At 66.3% G+C, this 23,150-nt stretch carries 24 protein-coding genes and 2 pseudogenes; 13 read left to right on the forward strand and 13 right to left on the reverse strand.

Translation table 11 applies throughout. From position 1 onward, the window contains the following. Nucleotides 1-73 precede the first annotated feature (73 nt). The 6 genes from KZO24_RS19430 to KZO24_RS19455 all read left to right on the forward strand — a co-directional run bounded on the left by KZO24_RS19430 (nucleotide 74) and on the right by KZO24_RS19455 (nucleotide 6,993). Entirely contained in the window at nucleotides 74-835 is a 762-nt protein-coding gene (locus KZO24_RS19430) for an SDR family NAD(P)-dependent oxidoreductase (RefSeq protein WP_271182929.1), read from the forward strand. After that, nucleotides 835-2,199 carry an aromatic ring-hydroxylating oxygenase subunit alpha gene (locus KZO24_RS19435; RefSeq protein WP_271182928.1) on the forward strand — a complete coding sequence of 455 codons (1,365 nt, stop codon included), beginning with the start codon at nucleotides 835-837 and terminating at the stop codon, nucleotides 2,197-2,199. The genes KZO24_RS19430 and KZO24_RS19435 overlap by 1 nt, the downstream gene beginning before the upstream one ends. A 140-nt stretch (nucleotides 2,200-2,339) precedes the next feature. Next, a complete protein-coding gene (locus tag KZO24_RS19440; protein WP_271182927.1) occupies nucleotides 2,340-3,314 on the forward strand; it encodes a thiamine pyrophosphate-dependent dehydrogenase E1 component subunit alpha in 975 nt (324 codons plus the stop codon). Between the two features lie 10 nt (nucleotides 3,315-3,324). After that, on the forward strand, nucleotides 3,325-4,335 hold the full coding sequence (locus KZO24_RS19445) for an alpha-ketoacid dehydrogenase subunit beta (protein WP_271182926.1): 1,011 nt from the start codon (nucleotides 3,325-3,327) through the stop codon (nucleotides 4,333-4,335). A gap of 11 nt (nucleotides 4,336-4,346) precedes the next feature. Further along, nucleotides 4,347-5,816 (forward strand): 2-oxo acid dehydrogenase subunit E2, encoded by a 1,470-nt coding sequence (locus tag KZO24_RS19450; protein ID WP_271182925.1) that lies wholly within the window; start codon nucleotides 4,347-4,349, stop codon nucleotides 5,814-5,816. Nucleotides 5,817-5,829: 13 nt separating this feature from the next. Next, complete coding sequence (locus KZO24_RS19455; RefSeq protein ID WP_008830397.1) at nucleotides 5,830-6,993, forward strand: acyl-CoA dehydrogenase family protein; 1,164 nt, start codon at nucleotides 5,830-5,832, stop codon at nucleotides 6,991-6,993. A 131-nt stretch (nucleotides 6,994-7,124) separates the two neighbouring features. On the opposite strand, the gene KZO24_RS19460 is transcribed toward KZO24_RS19455, so the two are convergent. The 7 genes from KZO24_RS19460 to KZO24_RS19490 all read right to left on the reverse strand — a co-directional run bounded on the left by KZO24_RS19460 (nucleotide 7,125) and on the right by KZO24_RS19490 (nucleotide 12,256). After that, on the reverse strand, nucleotides 7,125-7,625 hold the full coding sequence (locus KZO24_RS19460) for a MaoC/PaaZ C-terminal domain-containing protein (protein ID WP_271182924.1): 501 nt from the start codon (nucleotides 7,623-7,625) through the stop codon (nucleotides 7,125-7,127). Further along, nucleotides 7,622-8,533 (reverse strand): acyl-CoA thioesterase, encoded by a 912-nt coding sequence (locus KZO24_RS19465; protein ID WP_271182923.1) that lies wholly within the window; start codon nucleotides 8,531-8,533, stop codon nucleotides 7,622-7,624. The genes KZO24_RS19460 and KZO24_RS19465 overlap by 4 nt, the downstream gene beginning before the upstream one ends. A gap of 214 nt (nucleotides 8,534-8,747) precedes the next feature. Next, nucleotides 8,748-9,218, reverse strand: coding sequence for a VOC family protein (locus tag KZO24_RS19470; protein WP_271182922.1), 471 nt, complete (start codon nucleotides 9,216-9,218; stop codon nucleotides 8,748-8,750). Next, nucleotides 9,215-10,021, reverse strand: coding sequence for an SDR family oxidoreductase (locus KZO24_RS19475; RefSeq protein WP_271182921.1), 807 nt, complete (start codon nucleotides 10,019-10,021; stop codon nucleotides 9,215-9,217). The genes KZO24_RS19470 and KZO24_RS19475 overlap by 4 nt, the downstream gene beginning before the upstream one ends. Nucleotides 10,022-10,075: 54 nt before the next feature. Further along, on the reverse strand, nucleotides 10,076-10,945 hold the full coding sequence (locus KZO24_RS19480; protein ID WP_486487564.1) for an aromatic ring-hydroxylating oxygenase subunit alpha: 870 nt from the start codon (nucleotides 10,943-10,945) through the stop codon (nucleotides 10,076-10,078). After that, complete coding sequence (locus KZO24_RS19485) at nucleotides 10,900-11,301, reverse strand: Rieske 2Fe-2S domain-containing protein (protein WP_486487565.1); 402 nt, start codon at nucleotides 11,299-11,301, stop codon at nucleotides 10,900-10,902. The genes KZO24_RS19480 and KZO24_RS19485 overlap by 46 nt, the downstream gene beginning before the upstream one ends. Nucleotides 11,302-11,485: 184 nt before the next feature. After that, nucleotides 11,486-12,256: an enoyl-CoA hydratase/isomerase family protein gene (locus KZO24_RS19490; protein ID WP_271182919.1), complete on the reverse strand. Its 771-nt coding sequence runs from the start codon at nucleotides 12,254-12,256 to the stop codon at nucleotides 11,486-11,488. A gap of 102 nt (nucleotides 12,257-12,358) precedes the next feature. Here KZO24_RS19490 and KZO24_RS19495 point away from each other — a divergent pair, with 102 nt between their 5' ends. Both KZO24_RS19495 and KZO24_RS19500 read left to right on the forward strand, forming a co-directional pair. Then, nucleotides 12,359-12,817, forward strand: a complete 459-nt coding sequence (locus tag KZO24_RS19495) for a VOC family protein (protein ID WP_271182918.1) — start codon at nucleotides 12,359-12,361, stop codon at nucleotides 12,815-12,817. Further along, entirely contained in the window at nucleotides 12,814-14,184 is a 1,371-nt protein-coding gene (locus tag KZO24_RS19500) for a spinster family MFS transporter (RefSeq protein ID WP_271182917.1), read from the forward strand. Before KZO24_RS19495 ends, KZO24_RS19500 begins: the two co-directional genes overlap by 4 nt. 138 nt (nucleotides 14,185-14,322) lie before the next feature. On the opposite strand, the pseudogene KZO24_RS19505 reads toward KZO24_RS19500, so the two are convergent. The 3 genes and pseudogenes from KZO24_RS19505 to KZO24_RS19515 all read right to left on the reverse strand — a co-directional run bounded on the left by KZO24_RS19505 (nucleotide 14,323) and on the right by KZO24_RS19515 (nucleotide 17,037). Then, a pseudogene (locus KZO24_RS19505) lies at nucleotides 14,323-15,473 on the reverse strand (acetyl-CoA acetyltransferase). A gap of 2 nt (nucleotides 15,474-15,475) precedes the next feature. Further along, nucleotides 15,476-15,814 carry a Zn-ribbon domain-containing OB-fold protein gene (locus tag KZO24_RS19510; RefSeq protein WP_486487566.1) on the reverse strand — a complete coding sequence of 113 codons (339 nt, stop codon included), beginning with the start codon at nucleotides 15,812-15,814 and terminating at the stop codon, nucleotides 15,476-15,478. Nucleotides 15,815-15,827: 13 nt separating this feature from the next. Further along, nucleotides 15,828-17,037: pseudogene (locus KZO24_RS19515) on the reverse strand (CaiB/BaiF CoA transferase family protein). Between the two features lie 119 nt (nucleotides 17,038-17,156). Between KZO24_RS19515 and KZO24_RS19520 the strand changes: the two are divergent. Continuing rightward, a complete protein-coding gene (locus KZO24_RS19520) occupies nucleotides 17,157-17,891 on the forward strand; it encodes a ThuA domain-containing protein (protein ID WP_271182914.1) in 735 nt (244 codons plus the stop codon). Here the strand turns inward: KZO24_RS19520 and KZO24_RS19525 are convergent. Continuing rightward, nucleotides 17,879-18,499, reverse strand: coding sequence for a TetR/AcrR family transcriptional regulator (locus KZO24_RS19525; protein WP_271182913.1), 621 nt, complete (start codon nucleotides 18,497-18,499; stop codon nucleotides 17,879-17,881). The genes KZO24_RS19520 and KZO24_RS19525 overlap by 13 nt on opposite strands. Before the next feature lie 263 nt (nucleotides 18,500-18,762). Beyond that, nucleotides 18,763-19,467, reverse strand: a complete 705-nt coding sequence (locus KZO24_RS19530) for a TetR/AcrR family transcriptional regulator (RefSeq protein WP_486487567.1) — start codon at nucleotides 19,465-19,467, stop codon at nucleotides 18,763-18,765. A 145-nt stretch (nucleotides 19,468-19,612) separates the two neighbouring features. On the opposite strand from KZO24_RS19530, the gene KZO24_RS19535 reads away from it, so the two are divergent. The 4 genes from KZO24_RS19535 to KZO24_RS19550 are packed head-to-tail and all read left to right on the forward strand — an operon-like array spanning nucleotide 19,613 to nucleotide 21,875. Next, nucleotides 19,613-19,852 carry a hypothetical protein gene (locus tag KZO24_RS19535; RefSeq protein ID WP_486487568.1) on the forward strand — a complete coding sequence of 80 codons (240 nt, stop codon included), beginning with the start codon at nucleotides 19,613-19,615 and terminating at the stop codon, nucleotides 19,850-19,852. Beyond that, nucleotides 19,813-20,040: a hypothetical protein gene (locus KZO24_RS19540; protein ID WP_486487569.1), complete on the forward strand. Its 228-nt coding sequence runs from the start codon at nucleotides 19,813-19,815 to the stop codon at nucleotides 20,038-20,040. Before KZO24_RS19535 ends, KZO24_RS19540 begins: the two co-directional genes overlap by 40 nt. Next, the gene (locus KZO24_RS19545; RefSeq protein ID WP_051586885.1) at nucleotides 20,037-20,429 is read left to right on the forward strand and encodes a hotdog family protein; all 393 of its coding nucleotides are present in this window, start codon (nucleotides 20,037-20,039) and stop codon (nucleotides 20,427-20,429) included. The genes KZO24_RS19540 and KZO24_RS19545 overlap by 4 nt, the downstream gene beginning before the upstream one ends. A gap of 45 nt (nucleotides 20,430-20,474) precedes the next feature. Next, entirely contained in the window at nucleotides 20,475-21,875 is a 1,401-nt protein-coding gene (locus KZO24_RS19550; protein WP_486487570.1) for a class I adenylate-forming enzyme family protein, read from the forward strand. 710 nt (nucleotides 21,876-22,585) lie between these two features. Here KZO24_RS19550 and KZO24_RS19555 read toward each other — a convergent pair. Next, nucleotides 22,586-23,140, reverse strand: coding sequence for a nuclear transport factor 2 family protein (locus KZO24_RS19555; RefSeq protein WP_271182910.1), 555 nt, complete (start codon nucleotides 23,138-23,140; stop codon nucleotides 22,586-22,588). Between the last annotated feature and the right edge of the window lie 10 nt (nucleotides 23,141-23,150).

Genomic DNA, 23,150 nt, shown 5'->3' on the forward strand with positions numbered 1-23,150 from the left:
GGGGCTTACAGTCCTCTCAAGACTTCAGGGCCGCACTCCGACTCCGCGGCCATACGGAACAAGGAAGAAGCGAATGGATCTGGGACTGGCGGGCAAGAAGGCGATCCTCGTCGGCGCGGCGCGCGGCATCGGCTACTCGGTGGCCGAAGTCCTGGCGCGCGAGGGCTGCGACATCGCGCTCACCGCGCGCAGCGAGGACAGCGTCAAGGACGCCGTCGCCAACCTCTCGAAGTACGGCACCAAAGTCGTCGGCAAGGCCGTCAACGCCAAGCAGCCCGAGGAATACAAGGCCTGGATCGACTGGGCGATCGAAGCGCTCGACGGCGTCGATATCCTCGTGCCGTTCACCTCGGCCGGCGGCGGTATGGGCAGCGAGAAGTACTGGTACAACGCCTTCGAGACCGACGTGATGGGCGTGGTCCGCGCGGTCGAGGGCGTGATCGAAAAGATGACCGAGCAGCAGCGCGGCGCGATCGTCCTGCTCGGCTCGACCTCGGTGGGCGAGGCGATGGGTGGCCCGCAGGCCTATAACGCGATGAAGGCCAGCCTCATCACCTGGGGCAAGCAGCTGGCGCTGTGGCACGGCAAGAACGGCATCCGCGTCAACGTCGTCTCCCCTGGTCCGATCGAGTTCGAGGGCGGCAACTGGGACATGATCAAGGGCACGATGGAGAAGTTCTACGCTTCCCAGCTTCGCCAGCAGCCTTCGGGCCGCCTCGGCCGACCGGAGGAAGTGGCCAAGGCCATCGCCTTCCTCGCCAGCGACGCGGCCAGCTGGTGCAACGGGTCGCACCTCGTCGTCGACGGGGGCTTCACCAACAGGACGCACTTCTGATGAAACCGCATGTCATGGGCTGGGACCGGGCGTCGATGGACGTCAAGCGCGTCGTCGACGTGTTTCGCGTCGATCCCGAGTCCGTGGGCAACGGCACCCCGACGGAGCGTGCGCCCGATCCGGAGTTGGGCACCGACATAATCCCGGCCGCGCGCTATTACTCGCCCGAATTCATGAAGCTGGAGTGGGAGCGCGTCTGGACCAAGGTGTGGCTGCTGGGCGGCCGCTCCGACGATCTTAAGGAACCGGGCGACTACATCTGCACCGATATCGGCAAGGAATCCGTGCTGATCGTCCGGCAGGCGGATGGCTCGATCCGCACCTTCCCGAACCTGTGCCTCCATCGCGGCAACCGCCTGCGTCCCGAGGGGCGCGGCAATGCCGAGAAGTTCCAGTGCATGTACCATCACTGGACTTACGGCCTCGACGGCAAGCTCGAGCATATCCCGGACTTGTGCACCTTCGTGCAAGGCGGCCCGGACGGCATGAAGCTGACGCCGCTGCCCTGCATCGAGTGGAACAGCTTCGTATGGTTCTCGCTCGATCCGAACGTCGAGCCGTTCGACGACTTCATCGATCCGCTGAAGCGCCACCTCGAACCGTATCATCCCGAGCGGATGGCATGGACGCGCGACATCACCGTCGAGTGGGACTGCAACTGGAAAACCTCGGTCGACGCCTTCAGCGAGACTTATCACGTCCAGGGCATCCACCCGCAGCTCAAGTGGTATCTCGACGACGTCAACGTCCAGATCGACTGCTACGGCAAGCACAACCGCTACCTGATTCCCTTCGCGGCGATATCCCCGCGCGTGGCGATGCCGAGCCAGATTCCGCCCGCGATCCACGAGATCATGGTGCATGCGGGGATGGACCCGGCAGAATACGAAGGCCGCGTCTCCGACATCCGCCGCGACGTGCAACTGTTCAAGCGCGAGCACGGCGCGGCGCAGGGCAAGGACTATTCGGAACTCAATGACGAGCAACTGACCGACGACTACCACTACACGATCTTCCCGAACGTGTCGGTGAACGTCCACGCGGACGACGTCATGCTGTTCCGTCAGCGCCCGCACGCTACGGATCCGAACAAGATGTACTACGACATCTGGATGTTCGGCCTCGTCCCCGAGGGCGAGGAATGGCCGGAGCGGGTCCGCCATCAGCGCTTCAAACACGGCGACAAGACCATCGGTCAGGTGCTCGATCAGGATGCCTTCAACCTGCCGACGGTGCAGACGGGCATGCAGTCGGACTTCTTCCCCGGCCTGCACATCGGCGATCAGGAACTGCGCATCCGTCACTTCCACAAGGTGCTGGACGACTACATCTACACGCACGGGAAGGGGCCGGATGACTTGTGACAAGGACGTCGTCCCGGACTTGATCCGGGACCGCTGGCCGAGCGTCACCCAACCCTCGGCAGGGCGCGCCTAAAGACAGCCACCGGTCCCGGATCAAGTCCGGGACGACGATTTAAGAACACCAACGGGAGAAGCGGGCGATGCAACTGAACCGCGACGAACTGCTGGGCGCCTATCGCCGGATGAAGACCATCCGCGAATTCGAGGAACGCCTGCACGAAGAGATCAAGACCGGCGAGATCGGCGGCTTCACGCACCTCTACGCCGGGCAGGAAGCGGTTGCCGTGGGCATCTGCGATCAGCTGACCGTGGACGACAAGATCGTCTCCACCCATCGTGGCCATGGCCACTGCATCGCCAAGGGCTGCGACGTGAAGGGCATGATGAAGGAGATCTACGGCCGCGCCGGAGGTCTCTGCAAGGGCCGCGCGGGCTCGATGCACATCGCAGACCTCGAAGTGGGCATGCTCGGCGCGAACGGCATCGTCGGCGGCGGTGCACCGCAGGCGGTGGGCGCCGCGATCGCTGCGCGCATCGACGGCAAAGGCAGGGTGGGCGTGACTTTCTCCGGCGACGGCGCCTGCAATCAGGGCACCACCTTCGAGGCGATGAACCTCGCCGTCGTGACCAAGGTTCCGGCGATCTTCGTCTTCGAGAACAACCACTATTCCGAGCACACCGGCGATGCCTACGCCGTGGGCACCAGCAAGGACATCGCCAGCCGCGCCGAAGGCTTCGGGATGAAGGCGTGGCGCGCCAATGGCTGCGACTTCTTCGAGACGTATGCAGCCTTCACCGAGCTGCTCGAATATGTCCGTGCCGGCAATGGCCCGGCCGCGATCGAGCTGGATACCGAGCGTTACTACGGCCACTTCGAAGGCGATCCGCAGCGCTATCGCGGCAAGGGCGAACTCGATCGCATTCGCGCCGAGCGGGACTGCCTCAAGGCCTTCCGCGCCCGCGTCACCGGCGCCGCGCTGCTGACCGACGCCGATCTCGATGCGGTGGACGCCGAAGTGCTCGCCCTGATCGAGGAGGCCGTGGCCGAGGCGCGTGCCGACGAGCAGCCCGATCCCGCCACCGTCGCCGACGACGTCTACGTTGAATACTACTGAGGAACCGCAGATGGCCATCATGAACATCCGCGAGGCGATCGTCTCGACGCTGCACGCGGAAATGGAACGCGATTCCGACATCATCCTGCTGGGCGAGGACGTGGTCGGCGGCAATGGTACCGCCGGCGGCCCCGAGGCGATCGGCGGCATCTGGGGCACCAGCCCCGGACTGTGGAAGAAGTTCGGTCCCGAGCGCGTGATCGACACCCCCATCAGCGAAAGCGCCATCATCGGCGCGGCGGCGGGCGCGGCGCTTTCGGGCAAGCGGCCGGTGGCCGAACTGATGTTCGCGGACTTCGTGGGCGTCAGCCTCGACCAGATCTGGAACCAGATGGCCAAGTTCCGCTACATGTTCGGCGGCAAGACCAAGTGCCCCGCCGTGGTGCGGCTGGTCTACGGCGCGGGCATGCAGACGGCGGCGCAGCACAGCCAGTCGGTCTACGCGATGCTGACGGCGATGCCCGGCCTGAAAGTGGTGCTGCCCACCACCCCGGCCGACGCCAAGGGCCTGCTGACCGAGGCCCTGCGCGGGGACGACCCGGTGATGTTCTTCGAACATAAGACGCTTTACGGCGTGAAGGGCGAAGTGCCCGAGGGCGACCACCGCCAGCGCTTCGGCGAAGCGCGCGTGGTGCGCGAGGGCGGCGATGTCACCGTGGTCGCTTGCGGGCGCATGGTGAACTTTTCCGAAAAAGCGGCGGATGCAGTGGCGAAGGACGGCATCGGCATCGACCTGCTCGACTTGCGCACCACCAGTCCGCTCGACGAGGACGCCATCCTGGAATCGGTGGAGCAGACCGGCCGTCTGGTCGTAGTGGACGAAAGCCCGCCGCGCTGCAGCCTCGCCGCCGACATCGCCGCGATGGTGACCGAGCGCGCCTTCACCAGCCTCAAGGCCCCGCCCGCGATGGTGACCGCGCCGCACAGCCCGATCCCCTTCGCCCGCAATCTGGAGCGCGCCTGGGTGCCCTCGCCGCAGAAGATCGAGGAAGCGGTCCGCCGCGTCCTCGCCTTCCGCTGAGGGGAGGGCACATGGCCAAACTCACTCCCTTCACGATGCCCAAGTGGGGCATCGAAATGGCGGAAGGCACGATCGCCGACTGGATGGTGGCCGAAAACGCCCCGTTCGAGCGCGGCGCCGTGCTCACGCTTGTCGAGACCGACAAGATCACCAACGAGATCGAAGCGGAAAAGGACGGCCGCTTCGTGCGCATCCTCGCCGAAGCCGGGCAGACCTACCCGGTCGGCGCGCTGCTGGCGGTGCTGAGCGATGGCGGCGAAGCCAGCGCGGCCGAGATCGACGCGGTGATCGCGGCGTTCACGCCCTCCGAGAGCGGCTTCGGCCCGGACGGAGACGATGCGCCTGCTGCACCTGCCGTGCAACCGGAAAGGCCCGCTACGCCCGCCGCGCCGTCGGTGCCCGAGGGCCTTGCCATCAGCCCCGCTGCGCTGGCGGAGGCGCAGCGCCTTGGCGTCGATTTGGCCACCGTCACCGGCACGGGCAGGGGTGGTCGCATCTTCGCGCAGGACGTGCATCAAGCTGCGCGGCCCGAGGCGCAGCCGCAGCTTGTCGGCGTCTTCGCGGCGACGCCGGACAGCCCGGTGCTCTCCACTCCTGTCGCCCGCCGTCTCGGCGCGCTGCACGGGTTGGACCTCGCCACGATCAAGGGCTCCGGCGCGCGCGGCAAAGTGCGGCGTGACGACGTGCTGGCGATCGTCCAGCAGGCCGCCCCGACACCCGCGCCCCCTCCGGCGCCCCCTCCGGCGCCCCCTCCGGCGCCCGCCAGCGCGGCCCCGGCCCCCGTCGCGGCAGCGCCCGCACCGCGTCCGGCATCGGGCAATGTCGATGTCATGCCAATGTCCTCGATGCGCCGGACCATCGCGCGCAGGCTCACTGAGGCCAAGCAGCAGATCCCGCACTTCTACGTACGTCGCCGCGTCCGTGCGGACCGGCTGCTGGCGCTGCGAGCCTCGCTCGGCCCGGACAAGCCCAGCGTCAACGACTTCATCGTCAAGGCCTGCGCGCTGGCGCTGATGGAAGTGCCCGCCGTCAACGTGCAGGTCCACGGCAACGACATCCACCGCTTCGGCTCGGCCGATGTTGCGGTGGCGGTGGCGACCGACAAGGGCCTCGTCACCCCGATCGTCTTCGGGGCCGACGATCTCTCCGTGGCCGAGATCGGGAGTGTGATGAAGGGCCTCGCCCAGCGCGCCCGCAGCGGCAAGCTCAAGCCGGAGGAATTCACCGGCGGCAGTTTTTCGCTCTCCAACCTCGGCGGGTTCGGGGTCGAACAGTTCGACGCCATCATCAACCCGCCGCAGGGCGCGATCCTGGCGGTCGGCACTGCCCGGCCCGAGCCCATCGACGACGACGGCGCGATCCGCATCGTGCCGGTGCTCCACCTTTCGCTCTCGTGCGACCACCGCGCGATCGACGGGGCCGACGGTGGCCGCTTCATGGCCGCGCTCGCGAACCTCATCGAACAGCCCCATTTGCTCTGACGGAAAAGAAACGATGAACTTCAAGCTGACCGAAGACCAGCTCCAACTGCAGGAAGCTGCCCGCACCTTCGCCCGCGCCGAGCTGCCCGCCATCGCTGCCGAGCTGGAGCGCGACAACAAGCCGCCGAGCCGCGCGCTGGTCAAGCGCTATGCCGAGATGGGCTTCCTGGGCATCAACGTGTCGAGCGATCTCGGTGGCCTCGGCCTCGGCAACATCGAGGCGCTGATCGTGCTGGAGGAATTCGGCAAGATTTCCTCGGCGGTCGGCTTTCCGATCTTCGAAAGCTCGGTCGGACCGGTGCGCGCGATCGAGCACTTTGCGTCCGACACGCTGAAGAAGCGCGTGGTTCCCGCCGTCTGCTCGGGTGACATGGTGGTGGCGGTCTCCATGTCCGAACCGGACGCGGGCAGCGCGCTGACCGACCTCAAGACCAAGGGCGTGGTAAAGGGCGACAAGCTGATCATCAACGGCACCAAGCGCTGGTGCTCGGGCGGCGGGCATTCCGACGCCTATGTCGTCTACTGCCGTCTCTCGGACGATCCGGGCGCCAAGGGCATCGGCGCGGTGCTGGTGGAGAAGGACGCGCCCGGCATCTCCTTCGGTCCGAACGAGGAACTGATGGGCTTTCGCGGCGTGCCGTCGTCGGACATCAACTTCGACGACTGCGAAGTGCCGCTGGACAACGTGATCGTGCAGGCCGGCGGCGGCTTCAAGAAGCTGATGGAAGCCTTCGACCTCGAACGCTGCGGCAATGCCACGATGTCGCTGGCGCAGGCCTCGGGCGCGCTGGAGGACGTCAGCGTCTACGTTCAGGAGCGCAAGCAGTTCGGCAAGCCCATCGCCGAATTCCAGGCGGTGCAGATCAAGCTGGCCGAGATGCAGATGAAGATCGAGGCCGCCCGCCTGCTGATCTGGCGCGCCGCCTCTCTGGCCGAGGATGGCCTGCCGTCGGTGCTGCACAGTTCCACCGGCAAGTGCTTCGCCAACACCATCGCGCGCGAGGTGACGGGCGATGCGATGCAGCTGATGGGGGCTTACGGCTACTCCAAGGAGTTCCCGATGGAGCGCCGCCTGCGGGACTCGTGGGGTTGGGGCATCGCGGGCGGGGCGATCGATATCCAGAAGGTCAACATCGCCGGGGCCATGCTCGGGCGGCGGTTCGATCAGCGGCGGTAGGTGGCGGAGGGGGCTTCGACAAGCTCAGCCTGAGCGGGACCTGAAAAACTGCTCTCCACACCGCTCAGGCTGAGCTTGTCGAAGCCCCCTCGGTTACAGAGCCATGAGGGGGTGGCCCGGCACCCGCGCTTCTAGCGCGCGGTGCCGGCCATCCGCTCCCGTGCGCCGCGCGTGTAGACCAGGTTGATGCTCGTGAACGTCACCGCCTCGGTCCCGTCTTCCAGCACAACGGCATAGCGCGTCATCGCCGTGCCGCGATCGGTGCGGGTCTTCGAGGGTTCGAGGCTCACGATCTCGCTGGTGACGTGGATCGTGTCCCCGGCGCGGATCGCGCGTTTCAGGCGCAGTTCGTCCCAGCCCACGCCGCAGACCCAGTCGATGTCCCAGTTGATCTCATGATCCATCTGCCGCCACAGTGCTAGGACGTGGATGCCGCTCGCCACCACTTCGCCGAAGACAGACTGCGCGGCGCTTTCCGGGTCGGTGTGGAACCACTGCGGATCGTACTTGCGCGCGAACTCCAGGATTTCATCCTGCGTCACCGTGCGCGGCGAGGAGCGGCGGAACTCGCCGAGTTCCAGATCCTCGAACGTGCGGTACGGTTTTGCGGGAGTGAACGGCTCGGAAGTCACAGCTTTCCTTCGCGTTTCTGATCCAGCATCCGCGCGAGGCCCTGCTGGCTGACGGTGGCGACGAGGGTGCCGTCGCGGCGGAAGATGTTGCCCCGGCCGAGCGCCAGCGCATCGGTCGCGGCGGGACTGTCCATCGCGTAGAGCATCCATTCGTCCACGCGAAAATCGTCATGAAACCAGATCGCGTGGTCGAGGCTGCTGCTCTGCAGGAAGTCGTTGGCCCAGCCGATGCCCAGCGGGCCGAGTGCGGTGTGGAAGATATGCAGGTCCGTCGCATAGGCGAGCAGGCGCTGCTGCACATCCAGCGGACCGTCCACAGTGCCGTTGAAGCGGAACCAGAAGTCGCGCGCCGCCGGGCGCACCTCGCGCTCGTCGAAGGGGAACAGGCCGATCGGGCGCCAGTCCACCTGCTGGCGGCGGCGCCAGAACGGGCGGTGGCGTTCGGGGAGGCGATCGCCGTAGGCCGCCACCAGTTCGGCCAGGCTGGTGAGGCCCTCGGGCGGGGGCACGTCGGGCATCGGGAAGCCGTGGCGGCCCGAGGGTTCGGGCGCCTTGAACGAGGCCATCAGGTTGATGATCGGCGCGCCGTCCTGGGTCATGCGCACGGTGCGGTTGGAAAAGCTGCGTCCGTCGCTTTCGCGGGTGACGGCGAAGTCCACCGGCCGGTCGATGAGGCCGGGCTGGAGGAAGTAGGCGTGCAGGCTGTGCGCCGCCTTGTCCTGCGGCACCGTCAGCCGCGCGGCGGCGAGGCATTGCGACAGCGCCATGCCGCCGTAGAGCCGCAGCAGCCCGCTGGGGACCGGGGCGACACGGAAGCTGTCGGGGCCGGTTTCCTCGAAGGCGTAGGCGAGGCGGCGTTCGAGTTCGGGATCGTCGATATAGGGGTTGGTGTCAGGCAAGCAGTCCATCCAGTTTCGTCATCCCGGACTTGCTCCGGGACCGTGGGCCGTGTGACGCGGGGGCTTCGACAAGCTCAGCCTGACCCTTCGACAAGCTGAGGGTGAGCGGGGTTAAGTGTAAACCTCCCAATTCCGCTCAGGCTGAGCTTGTCGAAGCCCCAGCCGTCAGCACTGACCTAAAGACCGCCTACGGCCCCGGAGCAAGTCCGGGATGACGCAGCGATCATGCCACGGCCAGCTTATCGAAGGCGAACCCGCAGTCCGGATCGACGATCTGAAGGAGTTCCACGACGTTTCCGTCGCAGTCCCGGCCATACGTCGCGCGCGTCGCCGCAGAGCCGCCGGGCGGGCAGTTGAACTTCATGCCCAGGCCGAGAAGACGTTCGTACTCGGCGAAGACATCGTCGCAATAGAGGCACAAGTGCGTGATGCCCCGGTCGCACATGCGGGGGTGGACTACTTCCGGGTCGTTGCTGGCATACTCGAAGACCTCGATATGCAGATTACCCAGCCGGATCATCTCGTAGCGGGCGCTGCTGTCTTTCAAGCCGACCATCGTGTCTATGCGGTCGTTGCCGGGCTGCCAGCCGCCTTCCTTGCCGGCGCGTTCGAAGCCGAACCAGCGCTGGTAGTGATCGACGAACCGTTCGAGGTCCGGCGTCGAGATGGCAAGATGATGGACGCCCCGGATCAAGCGGCTTGTCCCACTGCGGATTTGGCGGCTTTTACGGCGGAGACGATCTCGGCGTTGGTGGGATTACGACGCAGGGTGAGGCCGCCGTTCACTTGCAGGACCTGCCCGCTCATGAAGCAGGCATCCCCTGCGAGCCACGAAACGGCCTCGGCGATGTCCTCGCTCGTGCCGACGCGGCCGAGCGGATACTCTTTCGTAAATGTATCGATTATTGCATTGTTTTTCGATGCTTTCTCGGTCATCGGCGTGACCGTGAAGCCAGGCGCGATCGAGTTGGCGCGGATGCCGCGATGGCCGAATTCGTTGGCGATGCAGCGGATCACGTGGTCGGCGCCGGCCTTGGTGCCCATGTAGGCGGCGTGGTCCTCCAGCATGATCGATGCCGTGGCGGACGAAATCTGGATCAGCGATCCGCCGTCGCGCATGACCCGCAACATGGCCTGGTAGAACAGGATCGCGCCGGTGAACTGCAGCGCCGTCATCTGCTCGATCTCGGCCTTCGTGGTGTCGAGAAAGGGCTTGAGCAGGCCCCAGCCGGTGGCGTTCACGGCAATGTCGACCCCGCCGTAGGTGGCCTTGGCGGTGTCGCCCAGCCGGGCAAGGCTGGCCTCGTCGGTAAGGTCACATCCGGTAACTGCCAGCCCGCCGATCTCGGTAGCCAGGCGCTCCAGTTCCTCCGCCCTGCGGCCCGCGACGATGACTGTCGCGCCGTCGGCGGCAAGGCGGCGTGCGATGACCTGCGCCATGTTGTCCCGGTTCGCCGCGCCAACGACGACGGCAATCTTTCCGGCCAGATCTGCCATGTTCGTTCTCCCGCAATCTTGTTTTCTCGGCCCCCTGTGGGGCTCGGGGCAAAGTCAGTCCCTCTGTACCCAGTCGCCCAGCACCTGCTCGACGCGTGCGTGCTGCGGCACCTGGTTGAGGCCGATGCGGCGGTCCAGTTCCTCGTGCCAGTGATAGATGCGGCGCTCCTGATAGTTGAGCGGCATGCCCTTGAAACCCGGACTTTCAAGCGATTCCTGGATCTGGGGCGCGTACTGCAGGTCCTCGTAAAGAATGCGCTCCCAGTTGTTCAGGCGCGTGGGCCAGAGCGGGTGCGGATTCTCGGGATCGTGGTCGGGCGCGAGCCAACTGGAGACGACGCGGGTGCGCCTGGTCCCGATCGGCCAGAACTGCAGGATCGGGATGCCTGTGGGCGCGGGCGGCATTATGAAGTTGGGATAGATCTGGTAGCTGACGTTGTTCTTCGCCGGGAATTCCGTGATCGATGCGATCTCGGGCATGCCTATGGTGCCGGGATCTACCCAGTCCGGACGGCGGTTCGGCGTCGCCATGCGGCTGTGACCGCCCGGCCAGAGCGTGACGATCATCGCGCGGTGATCGAGGAAGCGGTCCACGGTGTTGATATGGATCGACTTGAGGTGATAAACCTCAAGAAAAGCGTCGAGCAAGACCTTGGCATTGCAGTCAACTTCGTAGCTGCGGCTGTCGACGAGGCGAAGCTTTTCAAGCTCGAACTGTTCGAGCTGTTCGGCCATCGGGCCGATGTGCTCCATCAACGGCTGTGCATCGGGATCGCGGTTGATGAAGATCAGCGACCCCAACAGCTCGCAACGTACCTGCACCAGCGAACGGCATGACATGTCGAGATCGACGAAGTCGCGCTTGTCGCGCACCGCCGTCAGCTTGCCGTCGAGCGTGTAGCTCCAGCCATGATAGCCGCACACAAAGCCGCGCCCTTCACCCGCTTCCTCGGTGACGAGGGGGCACCGCGATGCTGGCAAGTGTTGTAGAACGCCTTGACCTCACCTGTCAGGTTGCGCGCGACGATTATCGGCACGCCCGAATTGCGGGTCAGGAACCAGGAGCCGGGATTGGGCACCTGATCAGTGTGGCCGGCGTAAAGCCACGCCCGGTCCCACATCATCTCCTTTTCGAGGCGGAGGAATTCGGCGTCGGTGTAGCGGGTGCCGGGAATGTCGGGGAGTTTGGGAAACCCCTCGGGCGGCCCCTTGCGATCCCGCTCGTAGTCCATGCGCGCGAAATCGTTCTCGGGTGTTTGATCTGTGACCAGATCGAGCATCGGCCTTCTCTCCCTTGCCTTGAACCGCGACGCCCTGAACTGTGACTGTCGCCGGGTCGGCCCAACCGAATCAAAAACAGACATGAATGTTTGATTCTGTCGATGTGATGCTTGCGATCCTACCTCCCGCACGATAAAACAGTCAACAGTGATTGTAATTTTGCCATCTCGACAATCGGGCGCTTCAGTCCTGACCGAATTCCGCGACGCGTTTCTGCGCGTAAGCGGCGATGCCTTCGTGGCTGTCGGCACTGGCGAGGGTCGCCTTGCCCCAGGCGTTACCGACTGCCAGCGCCTGCGCGATATCCATCCCGGTGGAGAGTTCGTAGAGTTCACGCCCGTTGTTGATCGCCTGCCAGCTGTTCGCCAGCATGGCCTGCGTAACTTCCAGCGCGCGGCTCAGCAGGCCGTCGCCGGGAACCACTTCGGTGACGACGCCCAGTTCGTAGAGCCGCCGCGCCGGCAGCAGTTCGCCGGTCATGATCATAGCCAGTGCCGTGGCGCGGGGGACCTGCGCGGCGAGACGCTGGATGCCGCCGGCGAAGGCGAAGAGGCCGCGCTTCACCTCGCTCACGCCCATCAGTGCGTGTTCGGCGGCGAAGACCATGTCGCAGGCCATCATGATCTCGAACCCGCCGGCCACCGCCGTGCCGTTGATCGCGGCGATGAGGGGCTTGGAACGGCGGCGTTCGGTGATGCCGCCGAAACCCCGGCCCGGGATCAGGCCATGCCCGGCGCCGATGCGCTCCGCTTCCTTCAGGTCCATGCCGGCGCAGAAGGCGCGGTTGCCGGCGCCCGTCACGATCATCGCCCCCACAGCCGGATCGGCTTCCGCGGCCGAGATTGCTTCGTCCATCGCGTGGGATGTGGCCGCGTCGAGCGCGTTACGCGCATCCTCGCGGTCGATCGTCAGCAGGCACACGGCGCCACGGCGTTCCACGATCAGGCCAGTCATTGTGCTATTCTCCCGAAGTTATCTGCCGTCTTCGGATGGCGAGAACCGTTTCTCGAATCACGACAGCGTATAAGCTGATCGATAATATGGGATGAGGATAAATTGAAAGCTTTTGAAAAGCTCCATCATCATGGATTGATAGTCGATGATATTCATCAATCCATGGATAAATTGAGAAATGGACTTGGTGTCGAATGGGCACCAATTCGAAAATTCGATCCTATTCGCGTATGGCTGCCTGATCTCGGTTGGTCCGAAGCACATCTAACCGTCACGTATTCGCGGCAGGGGCCGATCCACGTCGAACTGATCCAGATGGTCCCCGGCGGCGCTTACGAGGCGCTGCGTGCCGTTTCCGCCGCCCATGTCGGCGCCTGGGTGGACGACGTCGGCTCGGAAGTGGAAGCGTTGCTGGCCGAAGGCTGGCGGGTCATCGCAGCGGGCGCGTCTCCCAAGCATCGCTACGGCCAGATGGCCTACATGGCGCGTGGTGACGGTCCGGTGCTGGAACTGGTTGGCGAGCCGATCCGGCCGATGATCGAAGACTGGATCCGGTCATGAACGGGAGCGTGAGCGGGGCGGCTGTCGCTCTCGCCGAGCCGGAAGAGCAGGCTACGCCGCTTCCGGAAGATACCGAGCCTGCGCCCACTGCGGCGGCGTGGTACCTTATCTTCGTGCTGACCCTGACCTATACCGCCAGTTTCGTGGACCGCCAGGTGCTGAACCTGCTGGTGGCGCCGCTGAAGACAGACTTCGGACTGTCCGACACGCGCCTCAGTCTGTTGCAGGGAGTGGCGTTCACCGCCGCTTATATCCTGTTCAGCCCGCTGTTCGGCAGGCTGGCCGACACCGGCAGTCGCAAGCGCATCCTGATCGGCGGCTCGATATTATGGAGTCTGGGCACCAGCCTCTGTGGCCTCGCGCGCGGGTACTGGCAGTTGTTTTTCGCCCGTGCGGCAGTGGGCGGTGCGGAGGCGAGCGTCACGCCCGCCGCATGGTCGATCATCGCCGACAGCTTTCCCACGAGGATGATCCCGCGCGCATTCAGCATCTTCCTGATGGGACCCTACATCGGCGGCGGGCTGGCGCTGATCTTCGGTGGGCTGCTGCTGGAGGCGGCGCAGGGCTGGGATCTGAGCGCGGTGCCCTATCTGGGAGCGCTGCGCCCGTGGCAGGTCGTGTTCCTCGTCGCGGGCATCCCCGGCGTCCTGATCGCGCTGATGATGCTGCGCATTCGCGAGCCCGTGCGCAAGCTGGCGCCTCGGGATTCGGCGCAGATGCCGTTTGCGCAAGTTTGGCGCACCTTTACCGATCGCCGGGACTTCTACGGCAATTTCTATGCCGGCATGGCCTCGCTGGTGATCGTGCTGTACGCCTTCCCGGCGTGGATGCCCGCGATGCTGATGCGCCGTTTCGGGGCGAGTGCGGCCACGGTGGGCGTGCAGTACGGCGTGGCAGTGCTCGTCACCGGTTCGATCGGCGTGCTGGCAGGGCCGATGGTTGCCGACTGGCTGCGGCGGCGGGGCCACCATGACGCGCTGATGCGGGTGCCGTTCTTCGCCGCGCTGGCGCTGATCCCGATCTCGCTGGCGCTGGCGTTCGCGCCCAGTTACGAATTCGCGATGGTGGTGGCGACGCTCGCCAGCTTCACCTATTCGCTCCCGCAGGCGCTGGCGTCTTCGGGCCTGCAGATGGCGACGCCGAACCGGATGCGGGGGATTTCCTCGTCGGTCTACGTCTTCGTGGCGAGCGTCATGGGGCTTGGCGCCGCGCCGACGATCGTGGCGCTGCTGACCGACCATGTCTTCGCCGACGAGCGCAGTGTGGGGCTTTCGCTCTCGGTGACGTGCGCGGCGGCGGCGGGGGTTTCGGCGTTCTTCGTGGGCCGCGCGCTCAAGGGCTATCGGCGGGTGCTGGCGCTGCAGTGAAGACGCGTCGTCCCGGACTTGATCCGGGACCGCTGGCAATTCTTGAGGCGAATGCTGGCCGTGAGACGTCCTGACGCGAGGTGGGCTGTTCACGGCCAGCGGTCCCGGATCAAGTCCGGGACGACGGCGCATTCCGACTTACAAGGTAGCCACACTCCCCAGCACCACCGTCGCCTGGCTGGACAGGGTGCCGCCGTTGCCGTGCGCCAGCGCGACATCCACGCCGGACAGCTGGTTCGCCGCCTCGCCCCGGATCTGGCGCGCGGCCTCGATCACCGCGAAGAGGCCGTACATCCCCGGGTGGCAGCACGAGAGGCCGCCGCCGTTGGTGTTCACCGGCAGACTGCCGCCCGGTGCGATGGCGCCGCTGCTCACGAAGCGGCCGCCTTCGCCCTTGGCGCAGAAACCGAGGTCCTCGAGGAACAGGATCGTGTTGATCGTGAACGCGTCGTAGAGCTGCGCGGTGCGGATGTCGGAGGGAGAGACTCCCGCCATCGCCATCGCCCGCGCGCCGGACTCCTGGCGGCGGTGACGGTCACGTCCTTGGCCTGCGCGATCGAATTCCACCACGTCGCAGCAGCCGCGCCCAGCAGCGGCACGGCGGGTTTCGCAAGGTCGCGGGCGCGGGGCGTGCGTGTCATCACGATCGCCGCCGCGCCGTCGGTGACGAGGCAGCAGTCGCGCACCGAGATCGGGGTGCTGATCATGCGGGCGGCAAGGCACTCCTCCAGCGACAGCGGGCCTTTGGCGAAAGCCTCGGGGTTGGTCTGCGCCCAGGCCCTTGCGGCCAGCGCCACGGCGGCGAGGTCTTCGCGGGTGGTGCCATATTCGTGCATGTGACGCGCAGCCGCCAGCGCATAGCCGGTCAGCGGGAATATGGGCGCGTAAGGCGCATCCCACTGATTATTGGTGATCTTCGTCGCCAGCTTGCCGCCGTTGCTGCGCTGGTTGGAGCCGTAGGCGATCAGCGCGCAGTCGATATAGCCCGCCTCCAGCATCATCGCCGCCACCGCCATGTGGCTCATGAAGGCCGAGCCGCCGGTGCGGTTGTTGTCGGTATAGCGCGGCTGCAGGCCGAGGTATTCGGCGAAGGAGAGCCCTGCGAAGAAGTCGTCCGGCTGGCAGATGAACAGGGCATCGACGTCAGCCAGCGTCAACCCGGCATCGGCGACGGCGAGGAGGGCGGCCTGCGCGGTCAGTTCCATCGAACTGTATCCGGGCGTCTCGCCGATGCCGAAGGTGGCGAGGCCCGCGATGGCGGTGCGGGCGCGAGGGAAGGTGTCGGTCATCGTCAGTCCTCCACCGGCCGAAACAGCAGCAGCGGTGCATCCCCGTCGTGATCGACGAACGCTTCCACACGCATCCCGATGGCCAGCGTTTCGGGCGTCACGCCCTCCACCCGGCTCATCAGCCGCGCGCCTTCGTCGAGGTCTATCAGCGCGACGTGATAGGGCTCGGCGGGCGGCTTCCGGTTGATCCACGAGAGCGTGTAGACCCGGCCGCGCCCGGATGCCTCGAACCATTCGAGCGGCCCGCCGCTGCCCGGTGCGGCGAGGCGCGGGGGAACACCGCGCTGCCATCCTCCGCGCGCTGGAGCAGCAGGCGACCTTCCGCCAGCGCCGTGCGCCAATGGGTTTCGGGGCTCATGCCGCCGTCCTTACCGCGCCCCGCGCTTGGAGATCGGCGATCTCCTCGGCCGAGAAACCCGCTTCGCGCAGGACGTCGAGGCTTTCGCCGCCCAGCGCTGGGCCGGGATCGCCGATGGCGCCGGGGGTTTCGGAGAAAGTCGTCGGGATGCCGGGGAAGCGCAGGGTGCCCTCGGGCGTTTCGCGCTCCTGCCAGAAGCCGGTTTCGACCAGATGCGGATCGTCGAGCAGGTCGGTCAGGCTCTTGATCGCGGTGGCGGGGATGTGGGCCTGACGGAACAGCTCCACCCATTCCTCGGTCGTTCGCGTCTCGATCACTTCGGCCACCTTCGCCAGCACGGTGCCGATGTTCTGCGTGCGCGATCGCATCGAGGCGAACATGGCGTCCTGCGACCACTCCGGGTTGCCCAGCGCATCGAAGAAGGCGCGCCAGTGCTTATCGTTGTAGATCATCACGCCGATGTAGCCGTCCGCCGTGCGGTAGGGGCGCCGCGCTTCCGAGGTGGCGCGGGGGTATTCGGGCGGCCCCTGGGGCGGCACGAAGAGCGAGCCGCACAAATGCTCGACCATGGCGAAGGACACCAGCGTCTCGAACATCGGGACCTCGATCTCCTGCCCGATCCCGGTCTTCTCGCGCGCATAGAGCGCTGCGATCACCGAGTAGGCGCCGGTGAGGCCCGCCACCTTGTCGGCGATCACCGTCGCGGCATAAGTCGGCTCGCCGCCCGAGAGGCGCGCCTGCAGGTCGACGATGCCCGAGGCGGCCTGCACGATGTCGTCGTAGGCGGGATAGTCGCGGTACGGGCCGCTCCGCGCGAGATCCGTAGAGGTTGGCGTAGATGATCTTCGGGTTCACGGCCTTCAGCGCCGCATAGTCCAGCCCGAGCCGCCCGATCGCGCTGGAACGCATCGAGTGGATGAACACGTCGGCGCTTTCCGCCATCTTCAGCAGCGCGGCGCGCGCCTCGCCCTGCTTGAGGTCGAGCACGATCGAGCGCTTGCCGCGATTGACGTTGAGGAACATCGCCCCGCGCGAGGCGTCCGGCCCCGGCGGGATGAAGCGTGTGGTGTCGCCCGAGGGGCTCTCCACCTTGATCACGTCCGCGCCCAGATCGGCGAAGATCTGCGTCGCATAAGGCCCCATCAGCACGCTGGTGAGATCGAGCACCCTGACACCTGCGAGGGGGCCTTTGCCCTTACCGCTCATTCGTATTCTCCGATGATGAAGCGACCGCGCTGCGGCCTGAATTTCGATGCTTGGACGCAGGCGTGGCGAGCCTTACGCTCGGGCGCATACACGCACACACGTGAGGGGAGTTTGCCGGAATGAAGGTCCACCTGATCGCCGCGGGGAAGTTCCACGACATCGATTATGCCCGCCTCGAATTGCTCAAACTGCTGGCGGAAACACCGCGCATCCGCGCCTCCGTGGCCTCCGATTACGCCGATCTGGCGAGCCTTGCGGCGGCGGACCTGCTGATCACTTACACCTGCGATCTGGTGCCGACGCGCGGCGAGGAAGTCGCCGCGCTGGAGGCGTTCCTGGCGCGCGGCGGGCGCTGGCTGGCGCTGCACGGGACCAACGCGGTGCTGCGCTTCGGCGCGGACGGCGTGGTCGATACCCCGGACGAGGTGCCCGCCTTCACCGGCCTGCTCGGCACGCGTTTCGCCGGCCATCCGCCGATCGCGCCGTTCAAGGTCTTCGTCACCCGGGGCGATCACGAGATGACGCAAGGGCTGCGCGACTTCCGGGTCGAGGACGAGCTTTACCTGACGCACCGCACCGCAGACATCGACGTGCTGCTGCACACCAGCTTCACCGGTCGCTGCGACGAGTTCCGCGATGCCGACTGGGACGAGGCGGAAGTGCCCGTGCTCTACGAGCGCAAGGTCGGCGAGGGTGCGATCCTCTACTTGACGCTCGGCCATTGCCGGGGTCACTACGACCTGCTGCCGGTAAGCCCGTTCTGGCCCCATCCGCAGCGCTGTGCGTGGAATTACCCGGTGTTCCACGAACTGCTGCGGCGGGGCATTCGCTGGGGTCTCGCTCATGCCGCCTGATCCTGCGGCCTGAGGGCGTGGAGCTGGGTTTCGAGCGCTTCGAGCACCGGCTCCACCAGCCCGGCGTCCATGGCGCCCGTCAGCAGGTTGATCGCCATGCCTTCCATCGTCGCTTGCGAGATCGCCATGGCCAGCGCGAACTTCTCCGGGCTTGCCTGCCATTCGGGATAGAGCTGGACGGCGAGTTGGTTGAACCGCTCGCGGAACTCCACCTGCAGCGGCATCAGCACGGCGGCGAGGTCGGGACTGGTACGTGCCGCCACCGCCAGTTCGTGGAAGGCGATGAAGGCGGGCTTCTGGATCTGCTTCCAGTACGTGCGCACCATCGCTCTGTGATCCAGCGCACTGCGCTCCGCGGCGCGGCGAAAGGCGCGCAGGCGGCGCTCGTGCAGGTGCATGATGGTCGCCTTGATGAGCGATACGCCGTTGTCGAAGTGGTGCAGCATCGCGCCGCGTGACAGCCCGGCCTCGATCGCCACCTGCGGCGTCGTGGTGCGCGAATAGCCGCTGCGGACGAGCACCCGGATCGTCGCGTCGATCAGCCGCGCGCGGGTCTGGGCGCTCTTGAGCGCCTGCATCGTCGGTTCGTCCGCGCCGGGTCGTCTCACTGGATCGCGCTCTCCCACGCCGTGCGGGCCGGTGGGTTCCGGCCTCGCCAACCTGATCGGTAGCGCAATCCGGTCGATAAAAAAGACATTCATGAACGTCTTTTATAATTATGCTGCGGCGAATCGAACGGAGATCAAAGCGGATGTGCAGGCGCGATGGCCATTCTCCCCGTTCGTCATTGCGAGCGTAGCGAAGCAATCCAGGGCGGCTTATCCTGCCCTGGATTGCTTCGCTACGCTCGCAATGACGAAGGGTGGGAGAATTAGCTGCCCGGCCTCCCTCGCAGCGCCGCTTCCATCCGGTCGATCAGCGCCGACAGCCGCTCCGTTTCCGACGGTCCGCGCGGTTCGCCCGGCTCGGACAGCACGCCGCAGAGCAGCACGTCGACATACCGCTTCGCCTCCGCGTCGATGTCGAGCGGGCGGCCGATGAAGCTGGTGCGCATGGCGACGTGCTCCAGCCCGCCGAACATCATGTCGCGGATCATCACCGGATCGACGTCGGCGCGGACTTTGCCCTCGTGCTGCGCCTGCTGCACCGCCTCGACCACGCTATGCGCGAAGACGTGGTTGAGCTTGTGCAGCGCCGACCCGCGATAGTCCGCCCAGCGCAGTTCCTGGTAGAACACGCGGTGGAAGCGCGGCGTCTCCTCGATCGAGCGCATGAAGCGCGCGGCGATCAGCGTCAGCTGCGAACGCAGGTCGGTGATGTGCCGCAGCTCTGCGATCAGGCGCTCGACGAAAGGCGTCGCCCAGTCGACCAGCACCTGGTTCACCAGTTCCTGCTTGCTGTCGTAGTATTTGTAGACCGTAGCCTCGGACACGCCCGCCAGCTTGGCGATCCGCGCCATCGAGGTGGCCGTGGTGCCTTCCTCCTCGATCAGCCGACGCGCGGCGGCGAGGATTTCCTGCGGGCGATAGTCCTTGCGCCGCCGCCAGGCGAGGGGTTCGGCCTCCGTGGTCTTCACCGGGTTCGCCATGATAATTGAACCATCCTCATTACTGGCCTCGATTGCGGTTGACTCCGGCGAAGCCCGAGGTCAGCTTTACGCCCAATCGCGCGACATGCAACACGTGGGCGCGGACTTACCAAGCAGCCATTCCGGGAGAGGCATGGACCATTTCGCGATACCGCCGGGGCGCTTCCTGCTGTCTGCCGGGCTCGACGATGCGATCCGGCGGTCCTGCGCTGCGCCGCAGCGCCGGGCCAAGGAGGCGCACCCCGTCTTCGCCTTCGTCGCGGCGCTGGGCGGCATGGGTGCGCGGGTGGGCGACGTGTGCCGTGCGCTCGGCCTCGCGTTCGACGAGGGGCGGTGCTGGGTCGCTGCCGGATCGACTACGACGCGCCGCTGACGGTCGATACCGGGTACGACGTGGCCGCCCGCGTGGTCTCGCTGGAGCGCAAGGCAAGCCGCAGGTTCGGCGCGGCCGACCACCTGACCCTGGGCATGACGGTCAGCGCCGCCGGGCGGCCGCACGCGCGGGTCAGCCTCACCACGATCATGCCCGCGCCCGGACCGGCCGTGCAGGCACCCGCATGAGCGCGTGGGAACTTGGCGCCGTGCCCGCCGAGGCGATGGCGCTGTGGTGCGAGGCGCTGGGCGACGACAATGCGATCCACGTCGACCCCGCCGCGGCCGAGGCGCTGGGCTTCGGCCCGCGCACGGTCAATCCGGGGCCGACGAACCTCGCCTATCTGCTCAACATGGTGATGGAAGCGCGGCCCGACCGGGAGATATGCTCGATCGAGGCGGCGTTGCTGGGCAACGTGCTGGCGGGCGACGGCGTGCTGGCGCGCGGGACCTGGGACCAGGACACCTGCGACGCGGAACTTGTGGTCGCACCGGACAACGTCGTGCTCAGGGCAAGAATAGAAACGGACGGGAGAGACAGCGATGATGGAGAAGGCTTTCGCAGCCAGCGTCTATGACCTTGTCGCCATGCGCGCGCGGGCGACCCCCAGGCGCTGGCGATCGTGCAGGGCGGGATGCGCCTCGGCTATGCCGAGGTGCTTGCCTGCGTCGATGCGGTGGCCGCCGATTTCGCCGCACGCGGGCTCGTGCGCGGGCAGCGCGTGGCGATCCTGTCGGAAAACCGCTTCGAGTACACCGCCGTCCAGCTTGCCTGCGCGAAGCTGGGGCTGATCGCGGCCTGCCTCAACTGGCGGCTCTCCGATGCCGAGATGCGCCACTGCGTCGAACTGGTGGACCCCTCGCTGCTGGTCGCCTCGTCCCGCCATCAGGTCCTCGGGGAGAAAGTGGCGAACGGTCGTCCCTTCGCCGCCATCGATCGTCTCGGCGCGGCGGGAGAGACCGCCAGCGTGGCCGAACCGGAAGACGGCCTGCTCATCATCTACACCAGCGGCACGACGGGGCTGCCCAAGGCCGCCGTGATCAGCCACCGCGCCGAAGTCGCGCGGATGTGCGCCATGCGGCTCGACATGGGCGTGGCGATGACTGACGCCTACGTCTCGTGGGCGCCGATGTTCCACATGGGCGGGACCGAGCACCTGCTGGCGACGCTGATGTGCGGCGGCACCGGGATCATCATCGACGGTTTCGACGCCGATGCGCTGGTCGATGCGCTTGAGGAATTTCCGATAGGCTGGCTAATGCTGGTGCCCGCGACGATCGAGCCGCTGCTCGAACGGCTCGAGGCGCGGGATGCCAGGGTGCGCGGGGTCAAGGCGGCGGGCTGCATGGCGGACCTCGTCCCCTCCGCCACGATCGCGGCGATCACCCGGGCATTGGGCGCGCCTTACCTCAACTCATTCGGTGCGACCGAGACGGGAATGCCGCCGCTATCGGCCGATCTGATCCCCGTCGGCACGATGCCTTCGGCTTTCCCCAAGCGGCTGAGCCTGCTGTGCGACTTGCGCCTGCTGGGTGCGGACGGCAACGAGGTGCCCGACGGCGCGACCGGCGAGGCCTGCGTGCGCGGGCCGACGCTGTTCAGCGGCTACTGGAATGCCGAGGCCACCAATGCCGAGTGCTTCGCCGGAGGCTGGTTCCACATGGGCGACCTGTTCCGCCGGACGCCTTCGGGCTACGATTTCGTCGGCCGCTCCAAGTACCTGATCAAGTCGGGCGGCGAGAACATCTACCCGGCCGAGATCGAGCGCGTGCTGTTCGCCGATGCGCGGGTCAACGATGCCATCGTCGTGCGCCGCCCGGACCCGCAATGGGGCGAAGTGCCGGTGGCGGTGATCGCGCGCAACGATCCCTCGCTCGACGAGCAGGTGGTGATGCAGATGTGCCGCGACGCGCTGGCCGGATACAAGCGGCCCAAGGCGGTACGCTTCATCGCGATGGAGGCGTTCCCCCGCAGCGCCAGCGGCAAGATCATCCGCGAGGAAGTGGAAGCGATGATCGGATGAGGCAGGTTGACATTTATCGCCAAATGGGTTATAAGCCCCAGCATCCGATCCGGCGATGATCACGCTGGAAAGGTGTATCGGGTCGGCGTCGTGGGCCGGGATGCGGTTTCAAGCCGCGATCGTGCAACCCACGCGTCCGTTCGAAGACCCGGACTGTCCCTGAGTTCCCGGAAAGCGTCATCCGCCCGCTCCTGCGACTTGACGCAGGGCACCGGATGTCCCCGCCGGACAACCATCGGCCGATAACGCTGCGAGCCCTAACGACGGCTACATGGGACAAGTCCGATGGAATACAGGTCGAGCCGGGCTGCACCGTGAGTTACCCGGCCGCTCGCCAGAGCTTCACGGAAAACAAAACCCTGCGTCCCAGCTTGGACGCTCCCGACGCCGACCCGATGTTCTCGGACTTGCGTTGATTTCCCCGGCGTAATGGCCCGCACTCGCCAGCGGGTATTGTCGTATCTGCAAACCCCAAGTTCGTCATTGCGAGCGCAGCGAAGCAATCCAGGGCGGTCTTGCGCGGCCCTGGATTGCTTCGCTGCGCTCGCAATGACGAGGTGGGTGCAAATTCCTCCCCGGCACGGGGAGGGGGACCACCCGCAGGGTGGTGGAGGGGCACCCTCGCGCGGGGCGCTTCCCTTCGATCTCACGCAAACCGCCTGTGCCCCTCCACCATGCTGCGCATGGTCCCCCTCCCCTCGGGGGAGGATTCAGCCCCTCCCGCGCGATTTCTCGTAGGCGATCCAGGTCGGCAGGCGCTCGGGGAAATCCGCCGGCATGGGCTCGGGATAGGCGTGGTTGCGCAAGGGCGTGGAGAGGATGTTCGGATAGTCCTCGATCGGCACGTAGTAGAGGAAGCCGATCGTCCGCTCGGCGAACTTCCAGCCCGCGTCGGTGTTGCGATACTTGTCGTCGTAGCGGATGGCGGTGACCATCATCCTGCCGCCGCGCCACAATTCCGCATGGCCGATCACACGGCCCGTCGCTTCTAGCGAGCCATCGCCGACGAAGTCGATCTGGACGTCGTGCATGAAGTGGTGCCCCGGCCCGAGCACGTCGAAGCGCCCGTCGTACTGCGTCATGATCGCATCGACGCCGGTGGCGTTCATCACCCCGTCCGCCGATTTCAGCACCGCATCGGGCGCGAAGAGGGCGCGGATGCCGTCGATGTCGCGGTCGTCGATGGTGAAGCAGTAGCGGGCGACGAGCTGGCGGATCTGCGATTCCGCTTCCAGCCGGGCGATGCGCTGTTCCAGTGTCGGCATGTCTCTCTCC

The organism is Novosphingobium sp. NFX11 (assembly GCF_057376415.1).